Below are 24,159 nucleotides of genomic sequence, written 5' to 3' on the forward strand. Positions count from 1 at the left end.
CTAAATAAAAAACTCAAACCGTTGGAGTAGTTTGAGTCTTCCATTTATTTATTTGTATACAGTTCGTGTAGAACATTTAACTCTTTTTCCAAAACAGAGATTATTTCACGGCCCTTGTCATGCTCGACTAGACCAAGCTTAACAGCAAAATCAATCTCACGAGATAGTCCGTACATTTGCGTATCAAGTACTTCCTCATATAGTGGACATTGCGGCATCGTTAAATTATCCATTTGAACTTTAATCAGCTTTGCAATTTTCTCCGCATCGATTTGCAGTTGTTTCATGGCTTGTTCTTTGTACGTATCTTGAACTTCTATATCCATGGAGACGCCCCCATTATTCATTATTCCCGCAAGGTGTTAATGTCTAAATTGTATCTTTTGCTCTTACAAAATGCAAGTGTTACCCAATGAAAAAATTGAACTGAAATGAATTCCTTTTCACTTCTTCTATGAAAAGGTATACTAAAACTAGTGACTATGGATTGAGGAGGATATATTTTGGAACTTATTATACCAATTACGGGAAATGTGAAACATGCAATAACTTTAGATCCTACTGTTTGGATATTTGATGATCGACGTATCGATCTGGATGAATTCTTCTCAGAGGGTTTTGTCGAAAAGGATGAAATGGAAGAGTATAAAGAAAAAATGGGTAAGCACTGGTCCAGAGAAATTATGGAAGGCGCTACTTATCCACCCACTTTAAAAAGTGAAAAAAGATTTGAAAAAGATAAGATGTTGTCAAGCAGCTTCGGTATTGTATTAAAACCATTCATACACAATGCTGTACCATCAGCAAACGCAACTACGTTTACACTCTTTACTAAAGATGAAAAATACACCTATCCACTTGAGGAAGCAAGCAACATTATTTTCAAATTCAGTCATAAGGGTAAGCCTCTTCGTGAAGACGGCCCTGTACATGTTCTGTTTAAAGACGGATCGAATCAAGATTCACCGATTCGTTATGTTCTGGCTATCCAAGTAGATTGAAGGGGAAATTCCAATGCGCGTAAAATGTGTCATATGTGACCAAAACGATCAATTAGAAGATAACAATCCGCTTGCCAAAAAATTACGAAACCGCCCCATACATACGTATATGTGTCCAACATGTAAAGAGCGGATCAGTAACTTGACAGAAAAACGAATTGCGACTGGTAACTTTGTTTTCCACCGTAGTTCAGATCCTACCGAAAAGGATTTTTAATCTAATAAAAAGACTCCGTTACTGAGTAACGGAGTCTTTTTTATGTTCATTCATTCGTCGAACACGATAGATAATGAGAATGGCAGCAGCCACGAACAGTCCTTCTACGATTGGAAGGAAGAAAGCTAAGAATGTTAGTATTATACACCCAATAAATAAGAATGTATAAATGATCACATTTCGACCAAAACTGATCTTTCTCGCAAATCCAAGCTTATACACAATAGCAGACATGATGAAAACGAGTGCAAACAGAATATAGCCGGCTGTCGTGAAATTGGGTGAATACTCATAAATTATGCGAGCGGTTCCCGACAACCGATTGTAGACCATTTCTGAATCCTCTACTCTCATTCCATACATTCCCTTCTATTTCTATTATTCGCCAAGTTTCTTCTTTTTATTTATACGTTCACGTTCACTCTTGTCTAGAACTTTTTTACGCAAACGAATAGTTTGTGGTGTAACTTCACAGTACTCGTCATCGCCAATATATTGCAATGCTTCTTCAAGCGACAAAATACGAGGTTTCTTCGTTGTGACTGTTTGATCTTTCGTAGCTGAACGAACATTAGTAGCATGCTTGATTTTCGTCAAGTTGATCGTCAAGTCGCTATCACGGTTACTTTCCCCTACTACCATACCTGCGTAAATCTCCGCGCCTGTTTCTACAAACATTGTTCCACGGTCTTCTAGCTGCATTACACCGTAACCAGTAACTGTACCGTTCTCCATGGAAACAAGTACACCGTGACGTCTGCCACCAATCTTACCTGTAGTGATTGGCTTATAGCTGTCAAACGTATGGTTCAGAATACCATATCCGCGTGTTAACGTAAGGAATTCTGTTGTATATCCAATCAATCCACGAGCAGGAACAAGGAAGATCAAACGTACTTGCCCATTTCCGTTATTGATCATATCCAACATTTCACCTTTACGTTCACCAATTGATTCAATAATAGAACCCGTGTGTTCTTCTGGCACATCAATCTGTACGCGTTCAAAAGGCTCGCAGCGCTTGCCATCGATTTCGCGGATGATTACTTGCGGCTTAGAAACTTGAAGCTCGAAACCTTCACGACGCATGTTTTCGATAAGAATCGACAAGTGAAGCTCACCACGACCGGATACAATCCACTCGTCTGGTGAATCTGTTTGTTCTACACGCAATGAAACATCAGTCTCAAGCTGTTGATCCAAACGTTCTTGTATCTTGCGCGCAGTTACCCATTTCCCTTCACGACCTGCAAAAGGACTGTTATTCACTAGGAAACGCATTTGTAACGTAGGCTCATCGATATGAAGTTCAGGAAGAGCTTCCTGGTGATCAGTCGGACAAACTGTCTCGCCGACATCAATGTCACCCATTCCCGAAACGGCTACTAGGTCACCTGCGTATGCTTCTTCAACTTCAACTCTCTTCAAGCCTAGGAAACCGTATAATTTGGTTACACGTAAAGTCTTTACAGATCCATCACGCTTAAGAACTGCGACTTGTTCTCCAACTTTCATCGTTCCACGGAAAATACGTCCAATTCCGATACGACCAACGTAATCGTTATAATCAAGTAGTGATACTTGGAACTGAAGCGGCTCATCACGATTGTCGATCGGTGATGGAATGTTTTCAAGAATTGATTCATATAGAACACGTAAAGTGTCTTCTTGTGTTTCAGGATCAGGAGAAAGACTTGCTGTACCATTGAATCCGGAAGCAAATACAACCGGGAATTCCAATTGCTCATCGTTTGCATCCAGCTCGATGAATAATTCAAGTACTTCGTCTACTACTTCTTCTGGTCTTGCAAATTCACGGTCAATTTTATTTACAACAACAATTGGCTTCAGGTTTGTTTCTAGAGCCTTTTTCAATACAAATCGTGTTTGTGGCATACATCCTTCAAACGCGTCAACAACTAAAATTACGCCGTCCACCATACGCAAGATTCTTTCTACTTCGCCACCAAAGTCAGCGTGTCCTGGTGTATCCAAGATGTTGATTTTTGTGTCATTATATTCAATAGCTGTGTTTTTAGCTAGAATCGTAATTCCTCGTTCACGCTCTAGTTCGTTTGAATCCATTGCGCGGTCATCTACGTGCTCATTCGACCGGAAAATACCGGATTGTTTAAGTAATTGGTCGACCAATGTCGTTTTACCATGGTCTACGTGGGCAATAATTGCAATATTTCTAAGATCAGTACGTTCGTTTGTCATTTTTTCACTCCGTTTATCTTTATTTCAGATGTTCAACTGTGTTATTATAGCACAAGATAGTCCAATTAAATAATATTTTAATTTATATGGAGGGATTTTTTTGAAAGACATTAAGTGGATTTTCGTAATGTATTCACTCGGCGCCGTACTTTCCATGTCCGCAATTGGTATTGGAGTAGGTATGCGTAGCATATTAGTTGTCGTTCTCGCAATTGTCGCTCTACTTTTATTAATGGGTAATGGATTTAAAACAAAAGCACGTATGCGTAGAGAAGGCACGCTATAAATAACTCAAAGGGACTGTACATTAAACCGTGTAGGTTTAACAAACAGCCCCTTTTTTATTTTAGTCGGATATATTTTGATAAAATTTCTTCATGTAATCCTGGACGCGTGACAATAAATGTGTCAGATCCAAGGAGGTGCGGTGTCACACCTTCTAAATTTGTTGCTACAGCTCCTACTTCTTGCGCAATGACGATTCCACCAGCTATATCCCAAGGTGCTAGCCGCATAGAAATATACGCGTCAATCCTTCCAGACGATACATATGCTAGTTCAATTGCTGCCGAACCATATGAACGCGTCCCGCGGCAACGTGTGACGAGCTCAATGATCTTTTCGTTTTCCACTCGATGATTGGGAGCAACCCAACTAGCATTGATACCAATAATCGCATCTTCAAGTGGTGTGATTTCCAACTGCGGGAGACGCTCATCATTGAAATAAGCACCTTCTTCCTTCGCAGCATGGTATAGCTCATCCCGCATTACATCATATATGTAGCCCAGCATCCCCACGCCGTCTACATAAATCCCCAATGAAATCGCAAAGTTTCTTCTTTGATGGATAAAATTCATCGTTCCATCAATTGGATCCAGGAACCAAACTACTCCGTCAAGCGAAGTGATCTTATCTCCAAATCCCTCTTCTGAAACCATTTTATGCTCTGGAAAATCTTGTTTTATCCGTTCAACAAAAAAGCTTTCAACTTCTCTATCGATATTGGTAACTAAATCATTAGCGTCTGCCTTTGAATCGATGTCAATTGTACTAAAAAAAGACACGCGTATTTTGTGGCCAGCCTCTTTGATTAACGATTTCGCATACCGATCTATCGCATTAAGATTCATTCTGCCACCTCTTCCCATTCCGACTATCGCTAGTATAACACAGAGGCAACGGAACAAAAGAGATAACAGTTACAGCATATTAAGTAAAAAGACACCCCGTCACATTTTCTTCAATTCTGAAGTAAATGGGGATGTCTTTTATTAAGCCATACTTACATCGAGAATACATTAAGTGTCTCCAATTCATTGTGAATTTCCATCAAACGCAGTTTACTTTTATCTACTTGAACTGTGTCTTCGTCTTGTAGTGCATCGTATAGAGTAGCTAATTCATAATCCAATTCCAATTGTAAAGTTCTCACATATTCTCTCTCAACATCTTCTTTTCGGATAAAATGAACGACCTGTTTCATAAGTAGCACCCCTTTTAGGTAATATTTGACCTTAACCGCCTTAATAGTAAGATATGCAAAAATTCCGACTTTTAGTGGTTAGAAGCCTTGTTATTTTAAATTATTCCCCGTTTACTGATAAGATAAACGTAGTCACTAGAAACTGGAGGAGATTTTCTTGATTCAGCCTTATTGGTCATCAAATGATTTTGATGTTTTTAGCATTGATGGCTTAGATCATCGCATGAAAGCTTTGCAGGAAAAGATACAGCCGAAGTTCATAGAATTAGGTAATCATTTTGCACACCGCCTTTCCGCACACGGTACGGGTGAGTTTTTTCCTCATGTCGCAAAACACGCAAGACGAACTGTAAATCCGCCACGAGATAGCTGGGTGGCATTCGCTCCTGCTAAGCGAGGTTATAAAGCGTTACCTCACTTTCAGATTGGCTTATGGGGCACTCATTTATTCATCGTACTTGCAATTATTTATGAAAATCCCGATAAAAAAGGGATTGCTGAACGTTTAGAAAAAGAAATGGAAGTGATGACTTCGTTACCTAAAGATTTTGTTGTTTCCGGAGATCATATGAAACCTGAAGCTGAATGTATAAATGAAGTGGGTACAGAAGGACTTGAGAAGTTACTGGATCGCCTACAAACTGTGAAAAAAGCAGAGTTTTTAGTCGGCCGTCACCTGTCAAGAGATGAGGCATCCAAAATGAGTGAAGAGCAATTTTATGAGTATGCAGAGGATACGTTCACGAAGTTATTGCCTGTTTATGATGTAGTTATTCATTCCTTTGACTGAAAATCGACATGGCAAATAATAACACACCGTTGATCAATGTTCTAGGCGAATGTTTCCTTTTACGATCAACTAATATGGAATTCCAGAGAAAAGAGTCCATGTAAAAGTGAGATTAAAAATAAGAGGTTGGGACAGAACAGAAAAAACGTAAGGAGGAATGAGTCCTTTACGCTTTTTTTCTGTTCTTATCAGTAAATATTTTTTAGAGTATCAGAGTATACCGGAACGGAGAAAGGCCGACTCCTGAGGGATCAGCGTGCGTCTTGAGACCCTGGACAGAGCAAAGCGAAGGAAGCGGCTCAAGCCACGCCCCTCGGAAAGCGTGCCTTTCGGAGTGCAGGGAAACGAGGTGAGATAGTTATGTCCCAGCCTCTTGCTTTACTTATTTTTTCACCTTTAACAGTTCCCCTGGTTGACTTTCTTTTGCAGCTTTCACTACACGAAATGCTACATAGTCACTACTTTCCTCAAATTCCTTGCACAGCGTTTTTTCTTCAGCCATGGATGGTACTACACTTTTAAAAGCTCGATAATACTTCATGAATTCGTCTCGTTCAATATTCGATTCATATGCTTGCTCTACTTTTGTAAAAAAGTCGACTACTTTAACAATTTCTTCTGTTGACCAATCCGCACGTAGCGGATATTGATAACCTGCCATCTTCTTCTCTCCTTATCTGACACTCCATTTTTCTCGTATAGTGATTGCTTCATTTTTCATTCGTTTAAACAATTCAGCAACGCTTGGAACATCCTCAATCATACCCGCTACTTGACCACCCCAACCAAAGCCCTGATCTTCCATACCATCATGAATGAATTTACGATTTGCCTCCCCACTAATAAATGTTTTCAGTCCTTCGTAACCAGCATCTTCTGATTCTAACTTCAGAATTTTCTCTGTCCATTCATTCGATAATGCACGTGCAGGTGCACCGATTGTTCGTTTGATAATCGTTGTATCTTGTTCACTGCTTGACAAAAGAGTTTCAAGATAAGCAGGTGACGCATCGACACATTCTTTCGTTGCTATGAAACGAGTCCCCATCTCGATTCCTTCTGCTCCGAGTGCTTGCGCCGCCATCCAACCTCTTCCATCACCAATACCACCCGATCCAATGACCGGTATACTGACGGAATCTACAATTCTTGGAATCAATATCATCGTACCTAAATCATCACGCCCTAAATGTCCGCCACCTTCTTGTCCAACAGCTATGACAGCATCTGCACCAATCTCTTCAGCTTTTTGTGCTTGTCTTCTAGCAGCTACTAACACCATTTTCTTCACATCAGTACCTTTAAGCATATTAAAAAGTGGCTCAGGGTTCCCCCCGGTGACAGAGATAATAGTAATCTTTTCTTCGAGTGCAGCTTCCACCATTTCTTCAAATGATCTACCATGATTACCAATTGCAAAATTCACACTGAAAGGTTTATCTGTTTTTTCGCGAACTTTGTGAATTTCTTTTTTCAATGCTTCAGGTGAAGGTAAACTCATTGCTGTGATTTGACCAAGTCCACCGGCTTCTGAAACGGCAGCTGCTAGATCAGAATAAGCTAGATACGCGAGTCCACCTTGCACAATTGGGTATTCAATTCCAAAAAGTTCTGTCACTCTAGTTTTCCACATAAAAATCCCCCCTTTTTTCAAAATCTAAAAAAGCCCATGAGAAAACTATTCCCATGGGCTGTTCAATTCTAGCTGTTTTATTTCGTCATCATGTGAATCGGCTTACCAAGAGCAACTTCTGCTGCTTCCATAGAAATCTCGCCTAGTGTAGGGTGAGCATGGATTGTCATAGATATATCTTCTAGAGTCATACCTGCTTCAATCGCTAGACCAAGTTCTGCAATCATGTCAGAAGCATTTTCCCCAACGATTTGTGCACCTAGCAACAAGCCGTCTTCTTTGCGACCCACAAGCTTCACGAAACCTTCTGTAGCATCCAATGAAAGCGCACGGCCGTTTGCTGCAAACGGGAATTTACCGCTTACTACGTCATATCCTTCATCTTTTGCTTGTTTTTCATTTAAGCCAACAGTTGCCAATTCCGGATCTGTGAAGCATACAGCTGGAATAGCCATATAATCTACTTCAGATTTTTCTCCAGAAATAGCTTCTGCTGCAACTTTCGCCTCGTAAGAAGCTTTGTGCGCAAGCTGAGGACCCGCTACAATATCACCGATTGCATATACATTCGGTACATTCGTACGGCACTGCTTGTCCACTTCGATCAAACCACGGTCAGTCATGTTTAAGCCTAGACCTTCCAAACCGATTTCATCCGTATTTGGACGACGGCCCACTGTTACAAGAACGTAGTCCGCTTCGATTTTCACTTCTTCACCTTTAGCTTCGTATGTGACTACGACGCCGTCTTTTGTTTCTTCAACGCCTTTAGCAGATGCTTTTACAACTACTTCAACGCCTTTTTTCTTCAAGCCTTTTTTAACGATCTGTGTCATTTGTTTTTCGAAACCAGCAAGGATATCATCCGCGCCTTCAAGAATTGTTACTTCAGATCCAAGGTTAGCATAAGCTGAACCGAGTTCTGTACCGATATAGCCGCCACCAACAACGACAAGCTTTTTCGGCAATTCTTTCAAGTTTAGAGCGCCAGTAGAATTAATTACACGGTCAGTAAATTTGAATGAAGGAATTTCAACCGGGCGCGCACCTGTTGCGATAATAACGTTGTTAAATTTATATGTTTGAGCAGAGTCTTCTGTCATCACGCGTACAGTGTTCGCGTCCACGAAATACGCTTCGCCTGCAACTGTCTCTACATTATTTCCTTTAAGCAAACCTGATACGCCACCCGTTAACTTAGAAACAACGCTTTCCTTAAACTTCATAGCTTTAGAAAAGTCGAGTTCGACAGATTTCGCAGTAATTCCCATCGCATCCGCATTCTGAGCATCTACAAAGCGATGTCCAACAGAAATCATTGCTTTAGAAGGAATACACCCAACGTTCAAACAAACTCCGCCGATTGTATCTTTTTCTACGATTGTAACTTTTTGACCAAGCTGAGCTGCGCGTATTGCTGCAACATATCCTCCTGGACCTGAACCTACTACGAGTGTATCAACTTCGATTGGAAAATCTCCTACTACCATGTGATTTACGCCTCCATTAATAAAAGTGATGGATTACTAATTAATTCCTTAAGATAGTTTAACGCTAATTGTCCCGTTACGCCATCAATCACTCTGTGATCAAATACTAAAGATAATGCTAACATAGGTGCCGCTACAATTTCACCATTTTTTACTATAGGTTTTTCAGAAATTCTTCCGATACCTAAAATAGCTACTTCTGGATGATTAATTATCGGTGTGAACCATTGTCCACCTGCCGAACCAATATTCGTGATTGTACAGGATGCACCCTTCATTTCTGCTGCTTGAAGTTTCCCGTCTCGCGCTTTTCCGGCGAGTTCATTCACTTCACTTGAAATAGCAAACATTGACTTACGATCAGCATTTTTCACGACTGGCACCATTAGCCCGCGATCTGTATCTGCTGCAATTCCAATATTATAATAATGTTTTTGAATTAATTCTTCTGTCTCATCGTCCAATGACGTATTAAGTTGAGGGAACTCGCGCAGTGTCGCTACGAGCGCTTTTACTACATACGGAAGATATGTTAACTTCACATCTTTCTCCGCGGCAATTGCTTTGAATTCTTTGCGATGTGCAACTAGTGCAGTCACATCGACTTCATCCAGCAATGTAACATGTGCAGCCGTGTGCTTGGAATTCGACATGGCTTTTGAGATAGCTTTTCGCATAGGAGATAATTTCTCACGAGTCTCTGGGAATTCACCTTCAAAGATAGGAGCTTGTTTCTCTGAAATTGAAGATGATTCCGTGTTTTGCTGTGAATCAGTCGTTTCTTTAACAGGTTGCTGTTGATCTCCCGCTTTAAATGAATCTATGTCTTCTTTTAACACGCGACCGTTTTTCCCGCTACCTGCAACTTGCGCGATCGTCACATCTTGTTCACGTGCATATTTACGAACAGACGGCATCGCGATAACTCGGCGATTTTCATCCACCTCACTAGTAGATGGCTTGACTGGTTGTTCTTTTTGCGTTTCTGCCGGTAGTTGTTCTTCAGATGCTTGTTCAGGTTTCTTGGAATCTACGCTACCAAGCGCTTCTCCTACTTGTTCATGAGATTTTTCTGCACTCGCTTCTTCTTTAGAAGAGTCCGCACTTTCTTCATCCTCTTCATGATCCGGAATACCGTGATCCGGTGCATCAAAGCGGACTAATTTATCTCCAACCACTGCTACAGTACCTTCAGTAACATAAATTTCTTCTACTGTACCTGATACAGGTGATGGAATTTCTACTACGGCTTTATCGTTTTGTACTTCTAGTAATGTATCATCTTCCTGGATTTCATCGCCTGGTTTTACGAACCACTTGACGATCTCCCCTTCGTGTATACCTTCACCAATGTCTGGTAATCGAAATTCATAAGTCACGTAATTCACCCTTCCTGGTTTGTCCAATATGTTTTTAGAATGTCAGAACTTCTCTTGCTTTCGCTGCAATGTCTTTCGCATTAGGCAACCATGTATTTTCGCCCGCTGCAAATGGATATACCGTGTCAGGTGCTGTCACACGTAGCACAGGTGCTTCTAGGCTCAAGATCGCACGTTCAGTAATCTCAGCTACTACGTTAGCAGCAATTCCTGCTTGTCGCTGTGCTTCTTGTACTACGATTGCACGGTTCGTTTTTTCAACAGATTGAATGATTGTTTCTATATCAAGAGGCTGAATCGTACGTAAATCAATTACTTCCACTGAGTAATTTTCTTTTTCAAGTGCTTCGGCCGCTTTTAGGCTTTCTTGAACCATTGCGCCGTAAGTGACAATCGTCAAATCTTTACCTTCACGTTTCACATCAGCTTTTCCTAAAGGTATAGAATATTCTTCTTCAGGAACTTCTTGTCTAAATGAACGATATAGTTTCATATGTTCCAAGAAAATTACAGGATCGTCACTCTTAATCGCAGATATGAGTAATCCTTTTGCGTCATACGGAGTCGACGGAATTACCACTGTTAAACCAGGTTGTGACGCTACAAGACCTTCCAAGCTATCCGCGTGCATTTCAGGAGTCGCTACACCTCCACCAAATGGCGCACGAATCGTAATTGGCGCATTGAAATGTCCACCTGTTCTAAAGTTCATTCTCGCAATTTGTCCACTCACGGAATCCATTACTTCAAATAGAAAACCAAAGAATTGAATTTCCATAATAGGACGGAAACCAGTAAGTGCTAGTCCAATCGCCAATCCACCAATACCAGATTCAGCTAATGGAGTATCAAACACCCGCTCTTCTCCGAATTCTTTGTGAAGGCCTTCCGTCGCACGGAAGACACCTCCATTTGCGCCTACGTCTTCACCGAACAGCAATACGTTTTCATCTGTTTTCAGCTCTGTACGAAGTGCATCTGTAATCGCTTGAATCATTGTTAATTCTGCCATGGGTTATTTCGACTCCTTTCCAACATACGCATCCAATTGTTCTTGTAAGTTAAACGGCATTTCGCCCTTATACATAATTTTCATAAAGTCTGTTGCTTTTTGTTTAGGCTGTCCATCTGCTTTTTTAATAGCTTCTTTAATCTCTTCTTTCGCACGTTCAATTACTTTTTCCTCTTGTTCTTTAGACCAGATACCTTTAGCTTCCAAATATGTTCTGAAACGAACGATCGGGTCACGTTTTTCCCATTCATCATCAATATCAGATGTACGGTAGCGTGTTGGATCATCACCAGCCATAGTATGAGGACCGTAACGGTAACACATTGTTTCAATTAATGTTGGTCCATCTCCATTTACTGCACGTTCTCTTGCGTCACGTGTCGCAACATATACTGCCAATGGATCCATCCCATCTACAAGTACACTTGGCATGCCTGCCGCTACACCCTTTTGAGCGAGTGTTTTAGCCGCCGTCTGTACATCACGATGTGTGGAGATTGCATATTGGTTATTCTGAATGACGAAGATAGCAGGTACTTTATATGCACCGGCAAAGTTCAATCCTTCATAGAAATCACCTTGCGATGTTCCGCCATCACCTGTGTACGTAATGACAACTGATTTTTCCCCTTTTTTCTTAAAGCCTAATCCTACACCAGCTGCCTGTACATATTGTGCACCAATGATGATTTGTGGCGGGAAGATATTGAGTCCATCAGGAATAACGCTTCCTGCATAATGCCCTCTTGACCACAGGAATGCCATGTGCAACGGCCAACCATGGAATAATAACTGGGGTACGTCACGATATCCCGGGAGAATAAAATCATCTTTTTCCAACACATATTGAGAAGCTAACTGGGAAGCTTCTTGTCCTGCTGTCGGAGCATAAAATCCAAGACGTCCTTGTCTGTTTAATGAAATAGATCGTTGGTCAAGAATACGTGTATAAACCATTCGATTCATTAATTCCACTAATTCTTCATCTGGAAGTTTCGGATCTAAGTCCTTATCCACGATTTTTCCTTCTTCGTTCAATATTTGCACCATATCAAATTGGCTCTCGATCAGTTGAAGCGCTTTCACTGGATCATACTGATTACCTTTTTTAGCTACCATATCTTAATCTCTCCTTCATATCTGTATTATATATTTTTCAAATAAAGTTAATACAACTTCTTATATTTTTTAGTATACGCAAAACCGAGCGCTTGGTCAACCATTGTAATCAAAGACTTTCACTCTTTTTTACACTTTTCAAATAACATACTGTACTAATACAATATCGTTTCTGTATTGGTACAACAATGTTTTTTTAGCGACACACACTACGCAATCAGCATTCATAGAAGTCTTCATTTGGCATCCAGATAGCAATTTTAAATTACAAGTCCCTCTACATTCCTGAAGACTTTTTTATCCCAAGTTACCGTATACGTTTCACTTATTTTTACAGTTTTGACTCTAAACTTTACATTTCCTCTTTACTGCTGTTTTAAACTTTTTAAAGCGCGGGCTGTTATTCTGTTTACTTCCTTAGTCGCTTCATTCAATTCCGAAAGTAACTGTTGACTGGAAGTAATTAAATCATTTACTTCATTGACATGCTTTTGCAGTTCATGCTCACGGATAGATCGATCTTCAATTTGTGTATATAATTGCGCCTGACTGTCTATGAGCTTTTTGTACTGCATTATGAATGTTTCATGTATTTCAGAACGTTCATAATACAGTTCCACCACTTCATCTAATTGATTAGTTAAATCTACTTGCTCGATCCATGCTGACATTTGGTCTACAACTTTCTTCGATTCACGTAAAGCACTTTCCTCTTTCTCTAACAATAAAGCTCGTTCATGTGCAGACTTTTTCAACGCGCCTACTCGCTGTTTCACTTCCTGATATTGATGTTGAGTCAGTTCCATTGTCTCAATGAACAACACTTGTTCTTTCTGCTCTTTCTCAAATAACTTCCTTCCAAAGTTGTTCCCTTGTTTTTCTTTTTCATTCATCGCAATAAGTAAATCGGTATATTGTTGAGTTACTTCCGATTCTCGGGAACAACCATTTAGTAGAAGGAATATGAACAATACACACAATACTTTCTTCATTAAATACCCTCCTGACGCTTTATATACTTTTCTCTTTCACCATTTTTCTCATTCGTTTATACTGTATAATAGGAAGTTGGTTATTATGATTATATACCCTTAATATACATCGGCTACCCGTATACGAAAGACTATACAATATCTAATATATCCGAGAGGAAGAGTAGAAATGATTTTAATGAATGATATTATCCGAGAGGGTCACCCTACATTGCGTTTAAAAGCAAAAGAGGTGAGCTTTCCTCTAAGTAATGAAGACCGTCAACTATGCGATGATCTGTTGGAGTATGTCGTAAATAGCCAAGATGACAAGTTGGGTGAAAAATACGGCTTACGTTCAGGGATCGGATTGGCCGCCCCACAAGTGAATGCATCCAAAAGAATTTTCGCTCTGCATATACCTGACGGTGATAATTTATTGGAAAACTTTATAGCTATTAATCCGAAGATCATTAGCCATTCTGTTGAAAAAACCTATATAGAGACCGGTGAAGGCTGTTTATCAGTAGATCGTGAAGTGCCCGGTTACGTTCCCCGTTATGCAAGAATTACCGTGAAAGCACTTGATAAGGAAGGAAATGTTATCAAGAAACGTTTAAAGGGATTGCCCGCAATTGCTTTCCAACACGAATTGGATCATTTGAACGGCATTATGTTCTATGACCATATTGACGAGAGCGCTCCATACAAAGACATCCCTGGTGCGACAGCATTTGACAGAGAGTAAAGCACTTAAACTTGACAGAGCAAAGTTTTTCTGTTACAGTCTTGTCAAGGAGTGATGATGCCATGTATAAACGTCTAAAACGCAAATTGCTAAGACGACTTAATGGCCTGCTCGGTAAAAAGACGATTGCTTAGACTTTTACGCCCGCCAACTAAATTGGTGGGCTTTTCTTTATTTTAGGGAAATTGCATGCTATTATTGATGATATGTATTATTAGGAACGTAAAAAGGAGAGTTAAACATGATTTTCAAAGTATATTACCATTTAAACGTACACGAAGTCCCAGTCCGCGAGAACACACTCAGCTTGTATGTAGAAGCTGAAACAGAAAAAGAAGTCCGTGATCAACTGAAAGATCGCGATCTTATGATTGAATACGTGCAAAAGCTGGAAGGCGAGCATTTAACATATGAACAAGCCTCCCCAGACTTTCACGTTGAGCAGGTCTAATCAATGAAATCTATTAAAAACAATGAAACAGCCGTTTTCGCCCTAGGCGGACTAGGTGAAATCGGTAAAAATACGTATTGTGTACAATTCCAAGATGAAATCATCATTATTGATGCCGGAATCAAATTTCCTGAAGATGAATTGCTAGGTATCGACTATGTAATTCCAGATTACACGTACCTCGAACGCAATATCGATAAGATTAAAGGACTTTTCATTACACATGGTCACGAAGACCATATCGGGGGAATTCCCTACCTGTTACGCAAAGTGAATGTTCCCGTCTATGGCGGAAAACTAGCAATTGGATTACTTCGCAATAAGTTGGAAGAACACGGATTGTTGCGAACTACGGAAATTCATGAAATTGAAGAAGATGATTTTATCAAATTCCGTAAAACAGCAGTATCATTCTTCAGAACTACGCACAGTATTCCTGACGCATTCGGTGTGGTGGTTAAAACTCCATCCGGTAACATCGTCCATACAGGAGACTTTAAGTTCGACTTTACACCTGTCGGCGAACCTGCTAACTTGCATAAGATGGCCAAAATCGGTAGTGAAGGTGTACTTTGTTTGCTATCAGACAGTACAAATGCAGAAGTACCTAACTTCACAATGTCTGAACGCAAAGTCGGAGAAAGTCTAAATGATATTTTCCGTACAGTAGATGGCCGGATTATTTTCGCTACATTTGCATCCAATATCCATAGATTGCAACAAGTGATTGAATCAGCGCAGATTTTCGGCCGTAAAATCGCTGTCTTCGGTCGTAGTATGGATAACGCAATTACCATCGGTCGTGAACTCGGGTATATTGATGCACCGAAAGATTTATTCGTCGATGCTCAATCGCTCAACCGACTTCCCGCTAATAAAGTCATGATTTTATGTACGGGTAGTCAAGGTGAACCGATGGCTGCGCTATCACGTATCGCAAACGGTACACATAGACAAGTTCAAATACAACCTGGAGATACTGTTATTTTCTCTTCTTCACCAATTCCAGGTAATACACTTAGCGTGAACAAAGCGATTAACTCACTATTCCGTGCAGGTGCAGAAGTTATTCACGGTCCATTAAACAACATCCACACATCCGGTCACGGGTCACAGGAAGAGCAAAAGCTCATGTTACGTTTAATCAAACCTAAATACTTCATGCCAATTCACGGTGAATACCGTATGATGAATATGCACTCTCAACTCGCAATAGACTGCGATGTCGAGCCAGATAATATTTTCATCATGGGTAACGGTGACGTACTCGCACTTACTGACTCGACAGCCAGGCTTGCTGGACGTGTACCGTCCGGCGATGTTTACATCGACGGAAGCGGCATCGGTGACATCGGTAACGTCGTACTACGCGACAGACGAATTCTCTCAGAAGATGGTCTGGTCATCGTGGTAGCAACAATTGATACGAAAAAGAATCGCTTGGTATCCGGCCCAGATCTTATTTCACGCGGATTCGTCTATATGCGTGAATCAGGCGCCATGATCAACGAAGCACAATATATGCTGTCCAAAACATTACAGCGCAAACTGGCTGCTAAACCTGATTCCATCAACAACCTGAAGGGCGACATCATTGATACACTTGTTCCGTATTTATACGAGAAAACGAAGCGTAAACCTATGATCCTTCCCGTCATCATGGAACTCTAAAAAATTCATACAAAAAAGCAAGTGCACGTTAGCACTTGCTCCAGACTGAAGGCAACTCCTATAAACTAGGAGCATGTCTTCAGTTTTTTATTTAGTTTATTTTCATATACAATAAGTATTTCATGGCAAATCAACAGCGCTCTCCCACAATCCACGCTTAATGCAATGCCCTCCGTTCAAACCGATGAATATCCAGATCAGAACCAATTACAATCAGGACGTCATTAACCTCTATCTGTTCAATAGCCTGTGGAGACACTAGTATATGCGTTCCACGCTTGATCGCCACAATATTCACACCGTACTTGGCACGAATGTCCAAATCGATCAGCGAAGAGCCTGCGATGTGATTATTAGCCTGAATCTCCACGATGGAGTATTCATCGGACAACTCTAGATAATCTAGTATATTATTTGAAACCAAGTTATTCGCAATTCGCTTCCCCATATCCCGCTCGGGGTGAACGACTTGATCTGCTCCAATTTTACGCAATACTTTTTCATGATAGTCATTTTGCGCTTTCACTGTAATACGCTGTACACCGATTTCCTTTAAAATTAGTGTAGTCAAAATACTCGCTTGAATATTTTCTCCGATTGCGATTACCACATGTTCGAAATTCCGAATTCCTAAAGAACGTAATGCAGCTTCATCTGTAGTATCGACAGCTACAGCCTGCGTGGCAATATTCGCGTATTCTTCTACGCGTTCTTCTGACTTATCAATCGCCATAACATCTGCTTCTAGTTCAATCAGTTCCTTAACAATACTACCTCCGAAACGTCCTAAGCCAATTACTACAAATTCCTTTTTCATCTACTTACTCCTCGCTATTGCGAATAGTTATACGTCTTATCGCAATCCCATTTTAAATTTTAGGAATAACTCATTATACACGCCAAGTGTTTCTAAGCCTAAATTTTCATACACCTCAAGGTTTTTTCTTGCTTCTTCGTCAGGATAAAATCGTTCATCACCCGTTGTTTCTTCATCCATAAACAACAAAGCTGAACTATTCGGTGTGGAATAACCTACGTAGTCTGCATTTTGTGCTGCCACTTCAGGATCAAGCATGAAATTAATGAATTTATACGCTCCTTCAACATTCGTAGATGTTCTCGGGATGACAATATTATCAAACCATAAATTTGAGCCTTCCTCCGGCACGATATAGTCAATGTCGTCGTTCTCATAGATCATGTCTGCCGCTTGGCCAGACCATGTCAGTGCAACGGACGCTTCATTATTAACCATTAATTGCGTGACTTCATCACCTATTACAGCTTTGACGTTAGGCCCCATCGTTTCCAGCTTGTCTGTCGCCTCTTTTAGCTCCTGTAAACTTGTTGAATTCAAAGAGTAGCCAAGTGAATTTAATGATACGCCAATCACTTCACGTGCACTATCTACTAAAATAAGCCTTTGACGCAATGAAGCATCCCATAAACTTTCCCAACTCTCAAACGTCTGACCTTCTAATAAGGAGGCATTATACGCGATGCCCACAGTTCCCCAGAAGTATGGAATCGAATATTGATTATCTGGATCAAACGGCAAATTCATGAAGTATGGATCAATATGTTTAATGTTCGGGATTTTCGAGAAATCCAGTGGCAGTAATAGATCCTTCTCTTCCATCATCTGCACAGCGTATTCAGAAGGGACTGTCACATCGTAAGCAGTTCCTCCTTGTTCGATTTTCCCCATCATTCCTTCATTCGAATCAAATGTTTCATAAATTACTTTAATACCCTCTTCCTCTTCGAATTGTTTCAGAAGATCTGGGTCAATATATTCGCCCCAGTTGTACACAGTAATTGTATCTTTGCCTGCCCGCCCCGTCTTATGCTCGAGCTGATAATTAGTGAATAACAAGAGACCAGAAACGAGTATGATCACAAACGCACTGCTAATTAGTCCTTTCATTTCTTCCCCCCTGAGGTGATTTCGCTTTATTTCCGATTATATAATAACCGAGCACTAGGACCATCGTGAGTAAGAAGATCAAGCCGGACAGTGCATTGATTGTCAAAGTGATTCCTGTACGGGCCATGGAGTAAATTTCCACGGATAATGTCGAGAATCCATTTCCAGTTACGAAAAAAGTAACGGCAAAGTCATCCAATGAATAGGTTAACGCGAGGAAAAATCCTGCGAAAATACCCGGCTTAATATAAGGCAGTATGACACGTGTCAGTATATCTTTACGTGAAGCTCCTAAATCCAGTGCTGCATCTATTAATGTAGTACTCATTTCTAGCAATTTTGGCAACACCATGATGACGACTATCGGTATACTAAAAGCGATATGAGAAATTAACACCGAAGCAAAACCCAATTTCACCCCGATCAGTGTGAATAATATTAAGAATGACGCACCGATAATTACATCTGGACTAACAATCAATATATTATTCAGTGACAATACCGTCTGACGTGCAGATTTATTTTTCATGAAGTAAATGGCAAGCGCACCAATCACACCAATCGTGGTAGATAGTAGTGCAGATAATAATGCGATAATGATCGTATTTAAGACAATGATTAGAAGTCGCGTATCCTGAAATACCGCTTTATAATGTTCTAAAGTGAAGGATTCGAAATTCGACATCCCGCCTCCTGAATTAAAAGAGTAATATATGAGATAAAAAATCGGAGCATATAAAATTACAAAGACTGCTGCCAAATAAATTCTCGGCAAGATTCCCAGTTTCCTCATTTAATGATGCCCCCTTTTTTGCCCGATGTCAGTACCATAATTAAGAACATGAAAATGATTAAAAACACAGCAATCGTTGAACCCATTCCCCAGTTTTGTGTAACGAGGAATTGTTGTTCAATCGCAGTACCGAGTGTAATTACTTTATTACCAGCGATTAAGCGCGTAATCATAAACAGAGATAGTGCCGGAATGAACACAACTTGTACACCCGATTTCACACCATCAGTAGTCATAGGCCAAATCACTCGTTTAAACGTTACCCATGCATTTGCTCCTAAATCTTTCGAGGCATCAAGTAAAGTAGGATTGATTTTATCCAAGGAATTAAAGATTGGCAATATCATAAAAGGAATAAATATATACACAGAAACAAACACGAAACTAAAATCAGTGAATAATATTTGCTGACCACCTATACCAACTGCTTCTAAAAAGGCATTAATCGGTCCATACTTCCCCATCAACCCGATAAATGCATACGTCTTTAACAACAGATTAATCCATGATGGTATGATAATGAGTAACAACCATAATTGCTTATGTTTCGTCTTTGTCAAGAAGTAGGCGGTCGGATACGAGATCAATAGAGCAAAAAACGTTATGAGAAACGCATACCAAAACGAACTCATCGTTAATTTGAAATAGATCGATGTAAAGAAGTTCCGATAGTTAGCCAAAGTTAAATGACCCGAAAGATCGAAAAACGAATAATACACAATGACAACAATCGGTGCTAGTACAAATAATAATAACCATGCTGCATACGGTGTGGCATATATAAAGCGTAACGGGTTTTTATTCCTCATCTTCCGCCACTCCAAACGATTCCAGACGTGCATCAAAGTCTGCTTCAGATTCATTCAGACGCATAACATGAATGTCTGCCGGTTCAAAATCCAAACCGATTAACGTCCCCACATCCGCTGGTTTCGTTGAATGGACTAGCCACTCATTACCATCAGAATCATACGTTGAAAGTTCATAGTGTACTCCTCGGAATAATTGCGTATCTACGGTGACGCCTAATTTTCCTTCTTCTACGGTTGTCATTTCTAGATCTTCAGGACGAATGACAATATCGACCTTTTCATTGGGGTAGAATCCGCCGTCTACGCAGGCAAACTGTTTCCCAGTGAATTCCACTAGATAATCTTCAATAATTCTTCCTGACACCATATTTGATTCACCGATAAAGTCTGCCACAAAACGGTTAATCGGTTCATCGTAAATATCGATCGGTGTCCCTGACTGTTGAATTTCACCATTATTCATGACGAAAATTTCATCGGACATCGCAAGTGCCTCTTCCTGGTCATGTGTGACAAAAACAAAGGTTTTACCAAGACGCTGCTGGAGCTCGCGCAATTCATATTGCATTTCAGAACGCAATTTCAAATCTAGCGCGGACAATGGCTCGTCTAGTAATATCACTTCAGGGTCATTAATAATCGCTCTAGCAATCGCAACGCGCTGACGCTGCCCACCTGACATTTCAGTGATTTCTCGTGATTCGTACCCTTCCAGATTGACGAACTTCAACGCTTCTTTAACTCGGCGGTCCACTTCATTCTTTTTCACTTTTTTTATGCGTAAACCAAATGCAACATTCTCATAAACATTCAAATGAGGAAACAATGCATAGTCTTGAAATACCGTGTTCACTTGGCGTTCGTTTGCGGGTACAGAATTGATTTTCTTTCCATTAAAGAAAATCGATCCATCTGTCGCCTCTGTAAAACCTGCGATCAAACGTAAAATCGTCGTTTTCCCACATCCTGAAGGTCCAAGTAATGTATAAAACTTACCGCGTTCCATTTCAAATGAAACACGATCAAGAACAGTTGTCGATTCATTGTAGCGTTTTGTTACATTCTCAAAGCGAATAATCGGTTCGGTAGTCAATAGATTTCCTCCTTATGTAACGTATTATTTCCTATCATAAATGAACAGTTGTAAACTTACTTATTATACACAAAATGATAGTGAAATCAACTATCTATAAAATGTCGAATAACAAAACAGCCTGCAGGAAAATGGTCATGAAAATTGTTTTTTCGCAGATGACATAGTAGAATGAAACCATATATTAAGGAGGGATTCAGTTGGAAGACCATTTATTTTTTTATCTGGACTCTGATGCCAAGCGGAATCGAAAAGCCGAGCCCGCAACAAGAGAAAATTATCTAGAAGGAATTTTTCTAGTAAACAATAAGAAAATCCGAACGTGGAAAGAGATGGCTTCTCATTGCGTAGAGTGCATGGAACCATTACATTATAGCGATGAATTTGACGCACGTTACTGCAAAGATTGCGATGAATGGCGAGAAATGATTTGCGATCCGAATTGCAAGACGTGTCAAACACGCCCAGTAAAACCTTCTGACTGCAAACAAGACTTTGAGTAAACAGATACTCAGATCCTAAATATATAAGGTTTACCGCTCTTTATAATAATTGTTATTATCTTCAAGTCACTCTAATTGAATTTAAATTGGAACTTTGTTATTCTAGATAAGACTTGTGCAACACAGTCATGTCGTTGTACGAAAGACTAATTGGAGGTTTTATATAATGGCTGAACGCATGGTAGGTAAACAAGCTCCAGATTTCACAATGGAGGCAGTACTAGCTGACAAATCTTTTGGTAAAGTTAGTTTACAAGAAAACATGAAAAACGACAAATGGACAGTTCTTTTCTTCTATCCAATGGATTTCACTTTTGTATGCCCAACTGAAATCACTGCAATGTCGGATCGTTACGATGAGTTCGAAGACTTGGATGCAGAAGTAATCGGTGTTTCTACTGATACTATCCACACTCACCTTGCTTGGATCAACACGGATCGTAAAGACAATGGCCTTGAACAACTAAGATACCCACTAGCAGCAGATACTAACCATTCCGTTTCACGTGAATACGGTGTATTGATCGAAGAAGAAGGTATTGCATTGCGCGGCCTTTACATCATCAATCCTGAAGGCGAACTTCAGTACCAGACAGTATTCCACAACAATATTGGTCGTGACGTGGACGAGACTCTTCGTGTACTACAAGCACTACAAACTGGCGGTCTTTGCCCAGCAAACTGGCGTCCAGGTCAAAAAACTCTTTAATTTTTGGACAACCATCCCCACGCGTTACACTAATCGTGGGGATTTTTTTATCACATAATATATACCCACTTAGCTAGGAGGAATTCTTGATGAAATTACGTGAACAAATGCCTGAACTTCAAGGTGCTACTACTTGGTTGAATGGTGAAACTTCTAAATCGGAACTCGTTGGAGAAAAACCGACACTTATCCACTTCTGGTCTGTAAGTTGTCACATGTGCAAAGAAGCGATGCCGGATGTAAACAATTTCAGAGATCAGTACAAAGATGAACTGAATGTTGTGGCTGTACACATGCCTCGTTCAGAAGATGACGTTGATCTAGAACAAATCAAGAACGTAGCAGCTGAGCACGATATTACACAACCGATTTTCGTTGATAGTGAATTAAAGTTAAATGATGCATTTGAAAACCAATATGTTCCTGCGTATTATGTCTTTGACAAAGATGGTCAGCTACGCCACTTCCAAGCGGGCGGTAGTGGTATGAAAATGCTTGAAAAACGTGTGAATCGTGTACTAGATGAAATGAAAAAAGAAGATTAAACTTACGAACGACTCCTCGGCTAAAGGAGTCGTTTTTTACATCTACTTTCCTCTTAATATGGCATACTAAGCACGTTGCAGACATTGCCAATTTATTTATGATACGATTAGTAAAAAGTTTTTGGAAAGTGAGCTACCGAATGAATAAACTCCCTACAAACATCGCACTTTACATTCTCATGTTCAATATGTTCATTGCCATGGCTGGTGTCGGCTTAATTATCCCCATTATGCCTGAATTTTTAGCTACTTTTGGAGTGGCAGGACGCGCACTTGGACTATTAATTGCGATGTTCTCTTTTGCACAATTTATTTTCTCACCTATTTCAGGAAACCTTTCAGATAAATACGGCAGAAAAAATATTATTATTTTCGGATTGCTTATCTATGGTTTTTCTCAACTAGCTTTCAGTTTATCAACTGAACTATGGATGCTCTACGTTGCACGATTCTTTTCAGGCTTCGGTGCCGCCTTTATCGTACCGCCTACAATGGCATTTGTGGCTGATATCACATCAACTAAAAACCGTGGTCGAGGAATGGGATTACTTGGCGCTTCGATGTCTTTAGGCTTTATGATAGGTCCTGGAATCGGCGGTTTTTTATCTAAAATCAGCTTATACTTCCCATTTTATTTCGCCGCATCGGCATCTATTTTAGCAGCGATCGTGTCTTTATTGCTTCTACCAAATCCTAAGCCTGTTATGCAAGGGATCACAATGAACGAAAACATCTTTCAGCAAATGCGTAGATCCACACAAACTCCTTATTTCGTCATGCTGATTGTCATGTTTGTATTTTCATTCGGATTAGCTAATTTTCAATCAACCATCTCGTTATACGTAGACCAAAAATACAATTACACACCTTCTCAAATCGCAATCATTATTACGGTTGGCGGATTTGTCGGTGTCATTATCCAGACATTTGTCATCGATCGTTTGTTCAAACGTTTTGGGGAAATGCGTATCATTCTAATCAATTTAGTCATAGCAGCTGTTGCTATGTTAGGTATTTTATTCGTCAACACATTCTTCACTATTCTCTTGGTCGCAACGATTTTCTCTACTACCACTGCGTTATTACGGCCGGCAGTCAACACGTTAGTCTCGAAACTTGCCGGTAAAGAACAAGGCTACGCGGCAGGTATGATGAATGCCTATATGAGTTTAGGAAATATGATTGGTCCTGCTACAGCTGGATACATATTTGACATAAATATGGAATCACCCTATATAGTCGGCACAATCATTCTACTACTTTGCTTTATTCTTGCGTTGACCTGGGCAAAGAACAATAAGTCACTTATAGAGTCTGCAAGAACACCATAAACAGTATCATGATAGAAGCCCGTAGCAATATTCCAGATGGACGCTTTCCACTAGTTACAAACTATGCATAATACAAAAAAGCGAAGACAAACTCTATTACTACTAGAGTTCGTCTTCACTCGAGGAGGCTGGGACATAACTATCTCACCCCGTTTCCCTGCACTCCGAAAGGCACGCTTTCCGAGGGGCGTGGCTTGAGCCAAGCGAACAACGAAGGGTTCGCTTTGCCGTATTTCTGTGTACTTTGCAGAAATTAAG

General features: G+C 40.2%; 28 protein-coding genes. 11 read left to right on the forward strand and 17 right to left on the reverse strand.

The window, feature by feature from the left end; translation table 11 throughout:
- Window positions 1–44 precede the first annotated feature (44 nt).
- A complete protein-coding gene (locus CSV80_RS02660; RefSeq protein WP_029052412.1) occupies window positions 45–326 on the reverse strand; it encodes an Fpa/YlaN family protein in 282 nt (93 codons plus the stop codon).
- A gap of 177 nt (window positions 327–503) precedes the next feature.
- On the opposite strand from CSV80_RS02660, the gene CSV80_RS02665 reads away from it, so the two are divergent.
- Window positions 504–1,001 (forward strand): hypothetical protein, encoded by a 498-nt coding sequence (locus CSV80_RS02665; RefSeq protein WP_099669474.1) that lies wholly within the window; start codon window positions 504–506, stop codon window positions 999–1,001.
- A gap of 13 nt (window positions 1,002–1,014) precedes the next feature.
- A complete protein-coding gene (locus tag CSV80_RS02670) occupies window positions 1,015–1,218 on the forward strand; it encodes a YlaI family protein (protein WP_099669475.1) in 204 nt (67 codons plus the stop codon).
- Between the two features lie 18 nt (window positions 1,219–1,236).
- On the opposite strand, the gene CSV80_RS02675 is transcribed toward CSV80_RS02670, so the two are convergent.
- Window positions 1,237–1,572, reverse strand: a complete 336-nt coding sequence (locus CSV80_RS02675) for a YlaH-like family protein (protein ID WP_313234312.1) — start codon at window positions 1,570–1,572, stop codon at window positions 1,237–1,239.
- 24 nt (window positions 1,573–1,596) lie between these two features.
- Complete coding sequence (gene typA, locus CSV80_RS02680; RefSeq protein ID WP_029052416.1) at window positions 1,597–3,438, reverse strand: translational GTPase TypA; 1,842 nt, start codon at window positions 3,436–3,438, stop codon at window positions 1,597–1,599.
- Between the two features lie 100 nt (window positions 3,439–3,538).
- Between typA and CSV80_RS02685 the strand changes: the two genes are divergently transcribed.
- Window positions 3,539–3,724: a YlaF family protein gene (locus CSV80_RS02685; RefSeq protein ID WP_099669476.1), complete on the forward strand. Its 186-nt coding sequence runs from the start codon at window positions 3,539–3,541 to the stop codon at window positions 3,722–3,724.
- A gap of 55 nt (window positions 3,725–3,779) precedes the next feature.
- On the opposite strand, the gene CSV80_RS02690 is transcribed toward CSV80_RS02685, so the two are convergent.
- Together CSV80_RS02690 and CSV80_RS02695 are read right to left on the reverse strand one after the other, a co-directional pair.
- Window positions 3,780–4,571 (reverse strand): inositol monophosphatase family protein, encoded by a 792-nt coding sequence (locus CSV80_RS02690; RefSeq protein ID WP_099669477.1) that lies wholly within the window; start codon window positions 4,569–4,571, stop codon window positions 3,780–3,782.
- A gap of 152 nt (window positions 4,572–4,723) precedes the next feature.
- A complete protein-coding gene (locus CSV80_RS02695) occupies window positions 4,724–4,924 on the reverse strand; it encodes a hypothetical protein (protein WP_099669478.1) in 201 nt (66 codons plus the stop codon).
- A 160-nt stretch (window positions 4,925–5,084) separates the two neighbouring features.
- On the opposite strand from CSV80_RS02695, the gene CSV80_RS02700 reads away from it, so the two are divergent.
- Complete coding sequence (locus tag CSV80_RS02700; protein ID WP_099669501.1) at window positions 5,085–5,714, forward strand: YktB family protein; 630 nt, start codon at window positions 5,085–5,087, stop codon at window positions 5,712–5,714.
- Between the two features lie 382 nt (window positions 5,715–6,096).
- Here CSV80_RS02700 and CSV80_RS02705 read toward each other — a convergent pair whose 3' ends face one another.
- The 7 genes from CSV80_RS02705 to CSV80_RS02735 all read right to left on the reverse strand — a co-directional run bounded on the left by CSV80_RS02705 (window position 6,097) and on the right by CSV80_RS02735 (window position 13,339).
- Window positions 6,097–6,375 carry a UPF0223 family protein gene (locus tag CSV80_RS02705; RefSeq protein ID WP_029052421.1) on the reverse strand — a complete coding sequence of 93 codons (279 nt, stop codon included), beginning with the start codon at window positions 6,373–6,375 and terminating at the stop codon, window positions 6,097–6,099.
- Window positions 6,376–6,387: 12 nt separating this feature from the next.
- The gene (locus tag CSV80_RS02710) at window positions 6,388–7,347 is read right to left on the reverse strand and encodes an NAD(P)H-dependent flavin oxidoreductase (RefSeq protein ID WP_099669479.1); all 960 of its coding nucleotides are present in this window, start codon (window positions 7,345–7,347) and stop codon (window positions 6,388–6,390) included.
- 77 nt (window positions 7,348–7,424) lie between these two features.
- Window positions 7,425–8,837 carry a dihydrolipoyl dehydrogenase gene (gene lpdA, locus CSV80_RS02715; RefSeq protein WP_099669480.1) on the reverse strand — a complete coding sequence of 471 codons (1,413 nt, stop codon included), beginning with the start codon at window positions 8,835–8,837 and terminating at the stop codon, window positions 7,425–7,427.
- A 5-nt stretch (window positions 8,838–8,842) separates the two neighbouring features.
- Window positions 8,843–10,216 (reverse strand): dihydrolipoamide acetyltransferase family protein, encoded by a 1,374-nt coding sequence (locus CSV80_RS02720; protein WP_099669481.1) that lies wholly within the window; start codon window positions 10,214–10,216, stop codon window positions 8,843–8,845.
- A gap of 34 nt (window positions 10,217–10,250) precedes the next feature.
- The gene (locus CSV80_RS02725; RefSeq protein ID WP_029052425.1) at window positions 10,251–11,228 is read right to left on the reverse strand and encodes an alpha-ketoacid dehydrogenase subunit beta; all 978 of its coding nucleotides are present in this window, start codon (window positions 11,226–11,228) and stop codon (window positions 10,251–10,253) included.
- Between the two features lie 3 nt (window positions 11,229–11,231).
- Window positions 11,232–12,347: a pyruvate dehydrogenase (acetyl-transferring) E1 component subunit alpha gene (gene pdhA, locus CSV80_RS02730; RefSeq protein WP_099669482.1), complete on the reverse strand. Its 1,116-nt coding sequence runs from the start codon at window positions 12,345–12,347 to the stop codon at window positions 11,232–11,234.
- 365 nt (window positions 12,348–12,712) lie between these two features.
- Window positions 12,713–13,339, reverse strand: a complete 627-nt coding sequence (locus tag CSV80_RS02735; protein WP_099669483.1) for a YkyA family protein — start codon at window positions 13,337–13,339, stop codon at window positions 12,713–12,715.
- 169 nt (window positions 13,340–13,508) lie between these two features.
- Between CSV80_RS02735 and def the strand changes: the two genes are divergently transcribed.
- The 3 genes from def (at window position 13,509) to rnjA (ending at window position 16,188) form a co-directional block, all read left to right on the forward strand.
- Window positions 13,509–14,066 (forward strand): peptide deformylase, encoded by a 558-nt coding sequence (gene def, locus CSV80_RS02740; RefSeq protein WP_099669484.1) that lies wholly within the window; start codon window positions 13,509–13,511, stop codon window positions 14,064–14,066.
- Between the two features lie 241 nt (window positions 14,067–14,307).
- Complete coding sequence (locus CSV80_RS02745) at window positions 14,308–14,517, forward strand: DNA-dependent RNA polymerase subunit epsilon (protein WP_029052429.1); 210 nt, start codon at window positions 14,308–14,310, stop codon at window positions 14,515–14,517.
- Window positions 14,518–14,520: 3 nt separating this feature from the next.
- A complete protein-coding gene (gene rnjA, locus CSV80_RS02750) occupies window positions 14,521–16,188 on the forward strand; it encodes a ribonuclease J1 (protein ID WP_029052430.1) in 1,668 nt (555 codons plus the stop codon).
- Between the two features lie 157 nt (window positions 16,189–16,345).
- Here the strand turns inward: rnjA and CSV80_RS02755 are convergent, their stop codons facing one another.
- The 5 genes from CSV80_RS02755 to CSV80_RS02775 are packed head-to-tail and all read right to left on the reverse strand — an operon-like array spanning window position 16,346 to window position 20,813.
- Window positions 16,346–17,005 carry a potassium channel family protein gene (locus CSV80_RS02755; RefSeq protein ID WP_029052431.1) on the reverse strand — a complete coding sequence of 220 codons (660 nt, stop codon included), beginning with the start codon at window positions 17,003–17,005 and terminating at the stop codon, window positions 16,346–16,348.
- A 36-nt stretch (window positions 17,006–17,041) separates the two neighbouring features.
- Window positions 17,042–18,115 carry an ABC transporter substrate-binding protein gene (locus CSV80_RS02760; RefSeq protein WP_099669485.1) on the reverse strand — a complete coding sequence of 358 codons (1,074 nt, stop codon included), beginning with the start codon at window positions 18,113–18,115 and terminating at the stop codon, window positions 17,042–17,044.
- Window positions 18,099–18,908, reverse strand: a complete 810-nt coding sequence (locus CSV80_RS02765) for an ABC transporter permease (protein ID WP_099669486.1) — start codon at window positions 18,906–18,908, stop codon at window positions 18,099–18,101. The genes CSV80_RS02760 and CSV80_RS02765 overlap by 17 nt, the downstream gene beginning before the upstream one ends.
- The gene (locus CSV80_RS02770) at window positions 18,905–19,717 is read right to left on the reverse strand and encodes an ABC transporter permease (protein WP_099669487.1); all 813 of its coding nucleotides are present in this window, start codon (window positions 19,715–19,717) and stop codon (window positions 18,905–18,907) included. The genes CSV80_RS02765 and CSV80_RS02770 overlap by 4 nt, the downstream gene beginning before the upstream one ends.
- Window positions 19,707–20,813: an ABC transporter ATP-binding protein gene (locus CSV80_RS02775; RefSeq protein ID WP_099669488.1), complete on the reverse strand. Its 1,107-nt coding sequence runs from the start codon at window positions 20,811–20,813 to the stop codon at window positions 19,707–19,709. Before CSV80_RS02775 ends, CSV80_RS02770 begins: the two co-directional genes overlap by 11 nt.
- Window positions 20,814–21,013: 200 nt before the next feature.
- Between CSV80_RS02775 and CSV80_RS02780 the strand changes: the two genes are divergently transcribed.
- The 4 genes from CSV80_RS02780 (at window position 21,014) to CSV80_RS02795 (ending at window position 23,901) form a co-directional block, all read left to right on the forward strand.
- The gene (locus CSV80_RS02780; RefSeq protein ID WP_051210413.1) at window positions 21,014–21,316 is read left to right on the forward strand and encodes a hypothetical protein; all 303 of its coding nucleotides are present in this window, start codon (window positions 21,014–21,016) and stop codon (window positions 21,314–21,316) included.
- A gap of 166 nt (window positions 21,317–21,482) precedes the next feature.
- Window positions 21,483–22,025, forward strand: coding sequence for a peroxiredoxin (locus tag CSV80_RS02785; protein ID WP_099669489.1), 543 nt, complete (start codon window positions 21,483–21,485; stop codon window positions 22,023–22,025).
- 89 nt (window positions 22,026–22,114) lie between these two features.
- Window positions 22,115–22,570, forward strand: coding sequence for a TlpA family protein disulfide reductase (locus CSV80_RS02790; protein ID WP_029052437.1), 456 nt, complete (start codon window positions 22,115–22,117; stop codon window positions 22,568–22,570).
- Window positions 22,571–22,710: 140 nt separating this feature from the next.
- Window positions 22,711–23,901 (forward strand): MFS transporter, encoded by a 1,191-nt coding sequence (locus CSV80_RS02795; protein WP_233201496.1) that lies wholly within the window; start codon window positions 22,711–22,713, stop codon window positions 23,899–23,901.
- Window positions 23,902–24,159: the final 258 nt, after the last annotated feature.

Source organism: Sporosarcina sp. P12(2017), assembly GCF_002743035.1.
Taxonomy (GTDB): Bacteria; Bacillota; Bacilli; order Bacillales_A; family Planococcaceae; genus Sporosarcina; species Sporosarcina ureae.

Coding starts and splice junctions, on each gene's coding strand:
- rnjA (WP_029052430.1), top strand. CDS start 14,521: ATGAAATCTATTAAAAACAATGAAACAGCCGTTTTCGCCCTAGGCGGA.
- def (WP_099669484.1), top strand. CDS start 13,509: ATGATTTTAATGAATGATATTATCCGAGAGGGTCACCCTACATTGCGT.
- CSV80_RS02690 (WP_099669477.1), bottom strand. CDS start 4,571: ATGAATCTTAATGCGATAGATCGGTATGCGAAATCGTTAATCAAAGAG.
- CSV80_RS02675 (WP_313234312.1), bottom strand. CDS start 1,572: ATGAGAGTAGAGGATTCAGAAATGGTCTACAATCGGTTGTCGGGAACC.
- CSV80_RS02765 (WP_099669486.1), bottom strand. CDS start 18,908: ATGAGGAAACTGGGAATCTTGCCGAGAATTTATTTGGCAGCAGTCTTT.
- CSV80_RS02660 (WP_029052412.1), bottom strand. CDS start 326: ATGGATATAGAAGTTCAAGATACGTACAAAGAACAAGCCATGAAACAA.
- CSV80_RS02790 (WP_029052437.1), top strand. CDS start 22,115: ATGAAATTACGTGAACAAATGCCTGAACTTCAAGGTGCTACTACTTGG.
- CSV80_RS02710 (WP_099669479.1), bottom strand. CDS start 7,347: ATGTGGAAAACTAGAGTGACAGAACTTTTTGGAATTGAATACCCAATT.
- CSV80_RS02745 (WP_029052429.1), top strand. CDS start 14,308: ATGATTTTCAAAGTATATTACCATTTAAACGTACACGAAGTCCCAGTC.
- CSV80_RS02670 (WP_099669475.1), top strand. CDS start 1,015: ATGCGCGTAAAATGTGTCATATGTGACCAAAACGATCAATTAGAAGAT.
- CSV80_RS02755 (WP_029052431.1), bottom strand. CDS start 17,005: ATGAAAAAGGAATTTGTAGTAATTGGCTTAGGACGTTTCGGAGGTAGT.
- CSV80_RS02785 (WP_099669489.1), top strand. CDS start 21,483: ATGGCTGAACGCATGGTAGGTAAACAAGCTCCAGATTTCACAATGGAG.
- pdhA (WP_099669482.1), bottom strand. CDS start 12,347: ATGGTAGCTAAAAAAGGTAATCAGTATGATCCAGTGAAAGCGCTTCAA.
- CSV80_RS02695 (WP_099669478.1), bottom strand. CDS start 4,924: ATGAAACAGGTCGTTCATTTTATCCGAAAAGAAGATGTTGAGAGAGAA.
- typA (WP_029052416.1), bottom strand. CDS start 3,438: ATGACAAACGAACGTACTGATCTTAGAAATATTGCAATTATTGCCCAC.
- CSV80_RS02735 (WP_099669483.1), bottom strand. CDS start 13,339: ATGAAGAAAGTATTGTGTGTATTGTTCATATTCCTTCTACTAAATGGT.
- CSV80_RS02705 (WP_029052421.1), bottom strand. CDS start 6,375: ATGGCAGGTTATCAATATCCGCTACGTGCGGATTGGTCAACAGAAGAA.
- CSV80_RS02770 (WP_099669487.1), bottom strand. CDS start 19,717: ATGAGGAATAAAAACCCGTTACGCTTTATATATGCCACACCGTATGCA.
- CSV80_RS02760 (WP_099669485.1), bottom strand. CDS start 18,115: ATGAAAGGACTAATTAGCAGTGCGTTTGTGATCATACTCGTTTCTGGT.
- CSV80_RS02795 (WP_233201496.1), top strand. CDS start 22,711: ATGAATAAACTCCCTACAAACATCGCACTTTACATTCTCATGTTCAAT.
- lpdA (WP_099669480.1), bottom strand. CDS start 8,837: ATGGTAGTAGGAGATTTTCCAATCGAAGTTGATACACTCGTAGTAGGT.
- CSV80_RS02725 (WP_029052425.1), bottom strand. CDS start 11,228: ATGGCAGAATTAACAATGATTCAAGCGATTACAGATGCACTTCGTACA.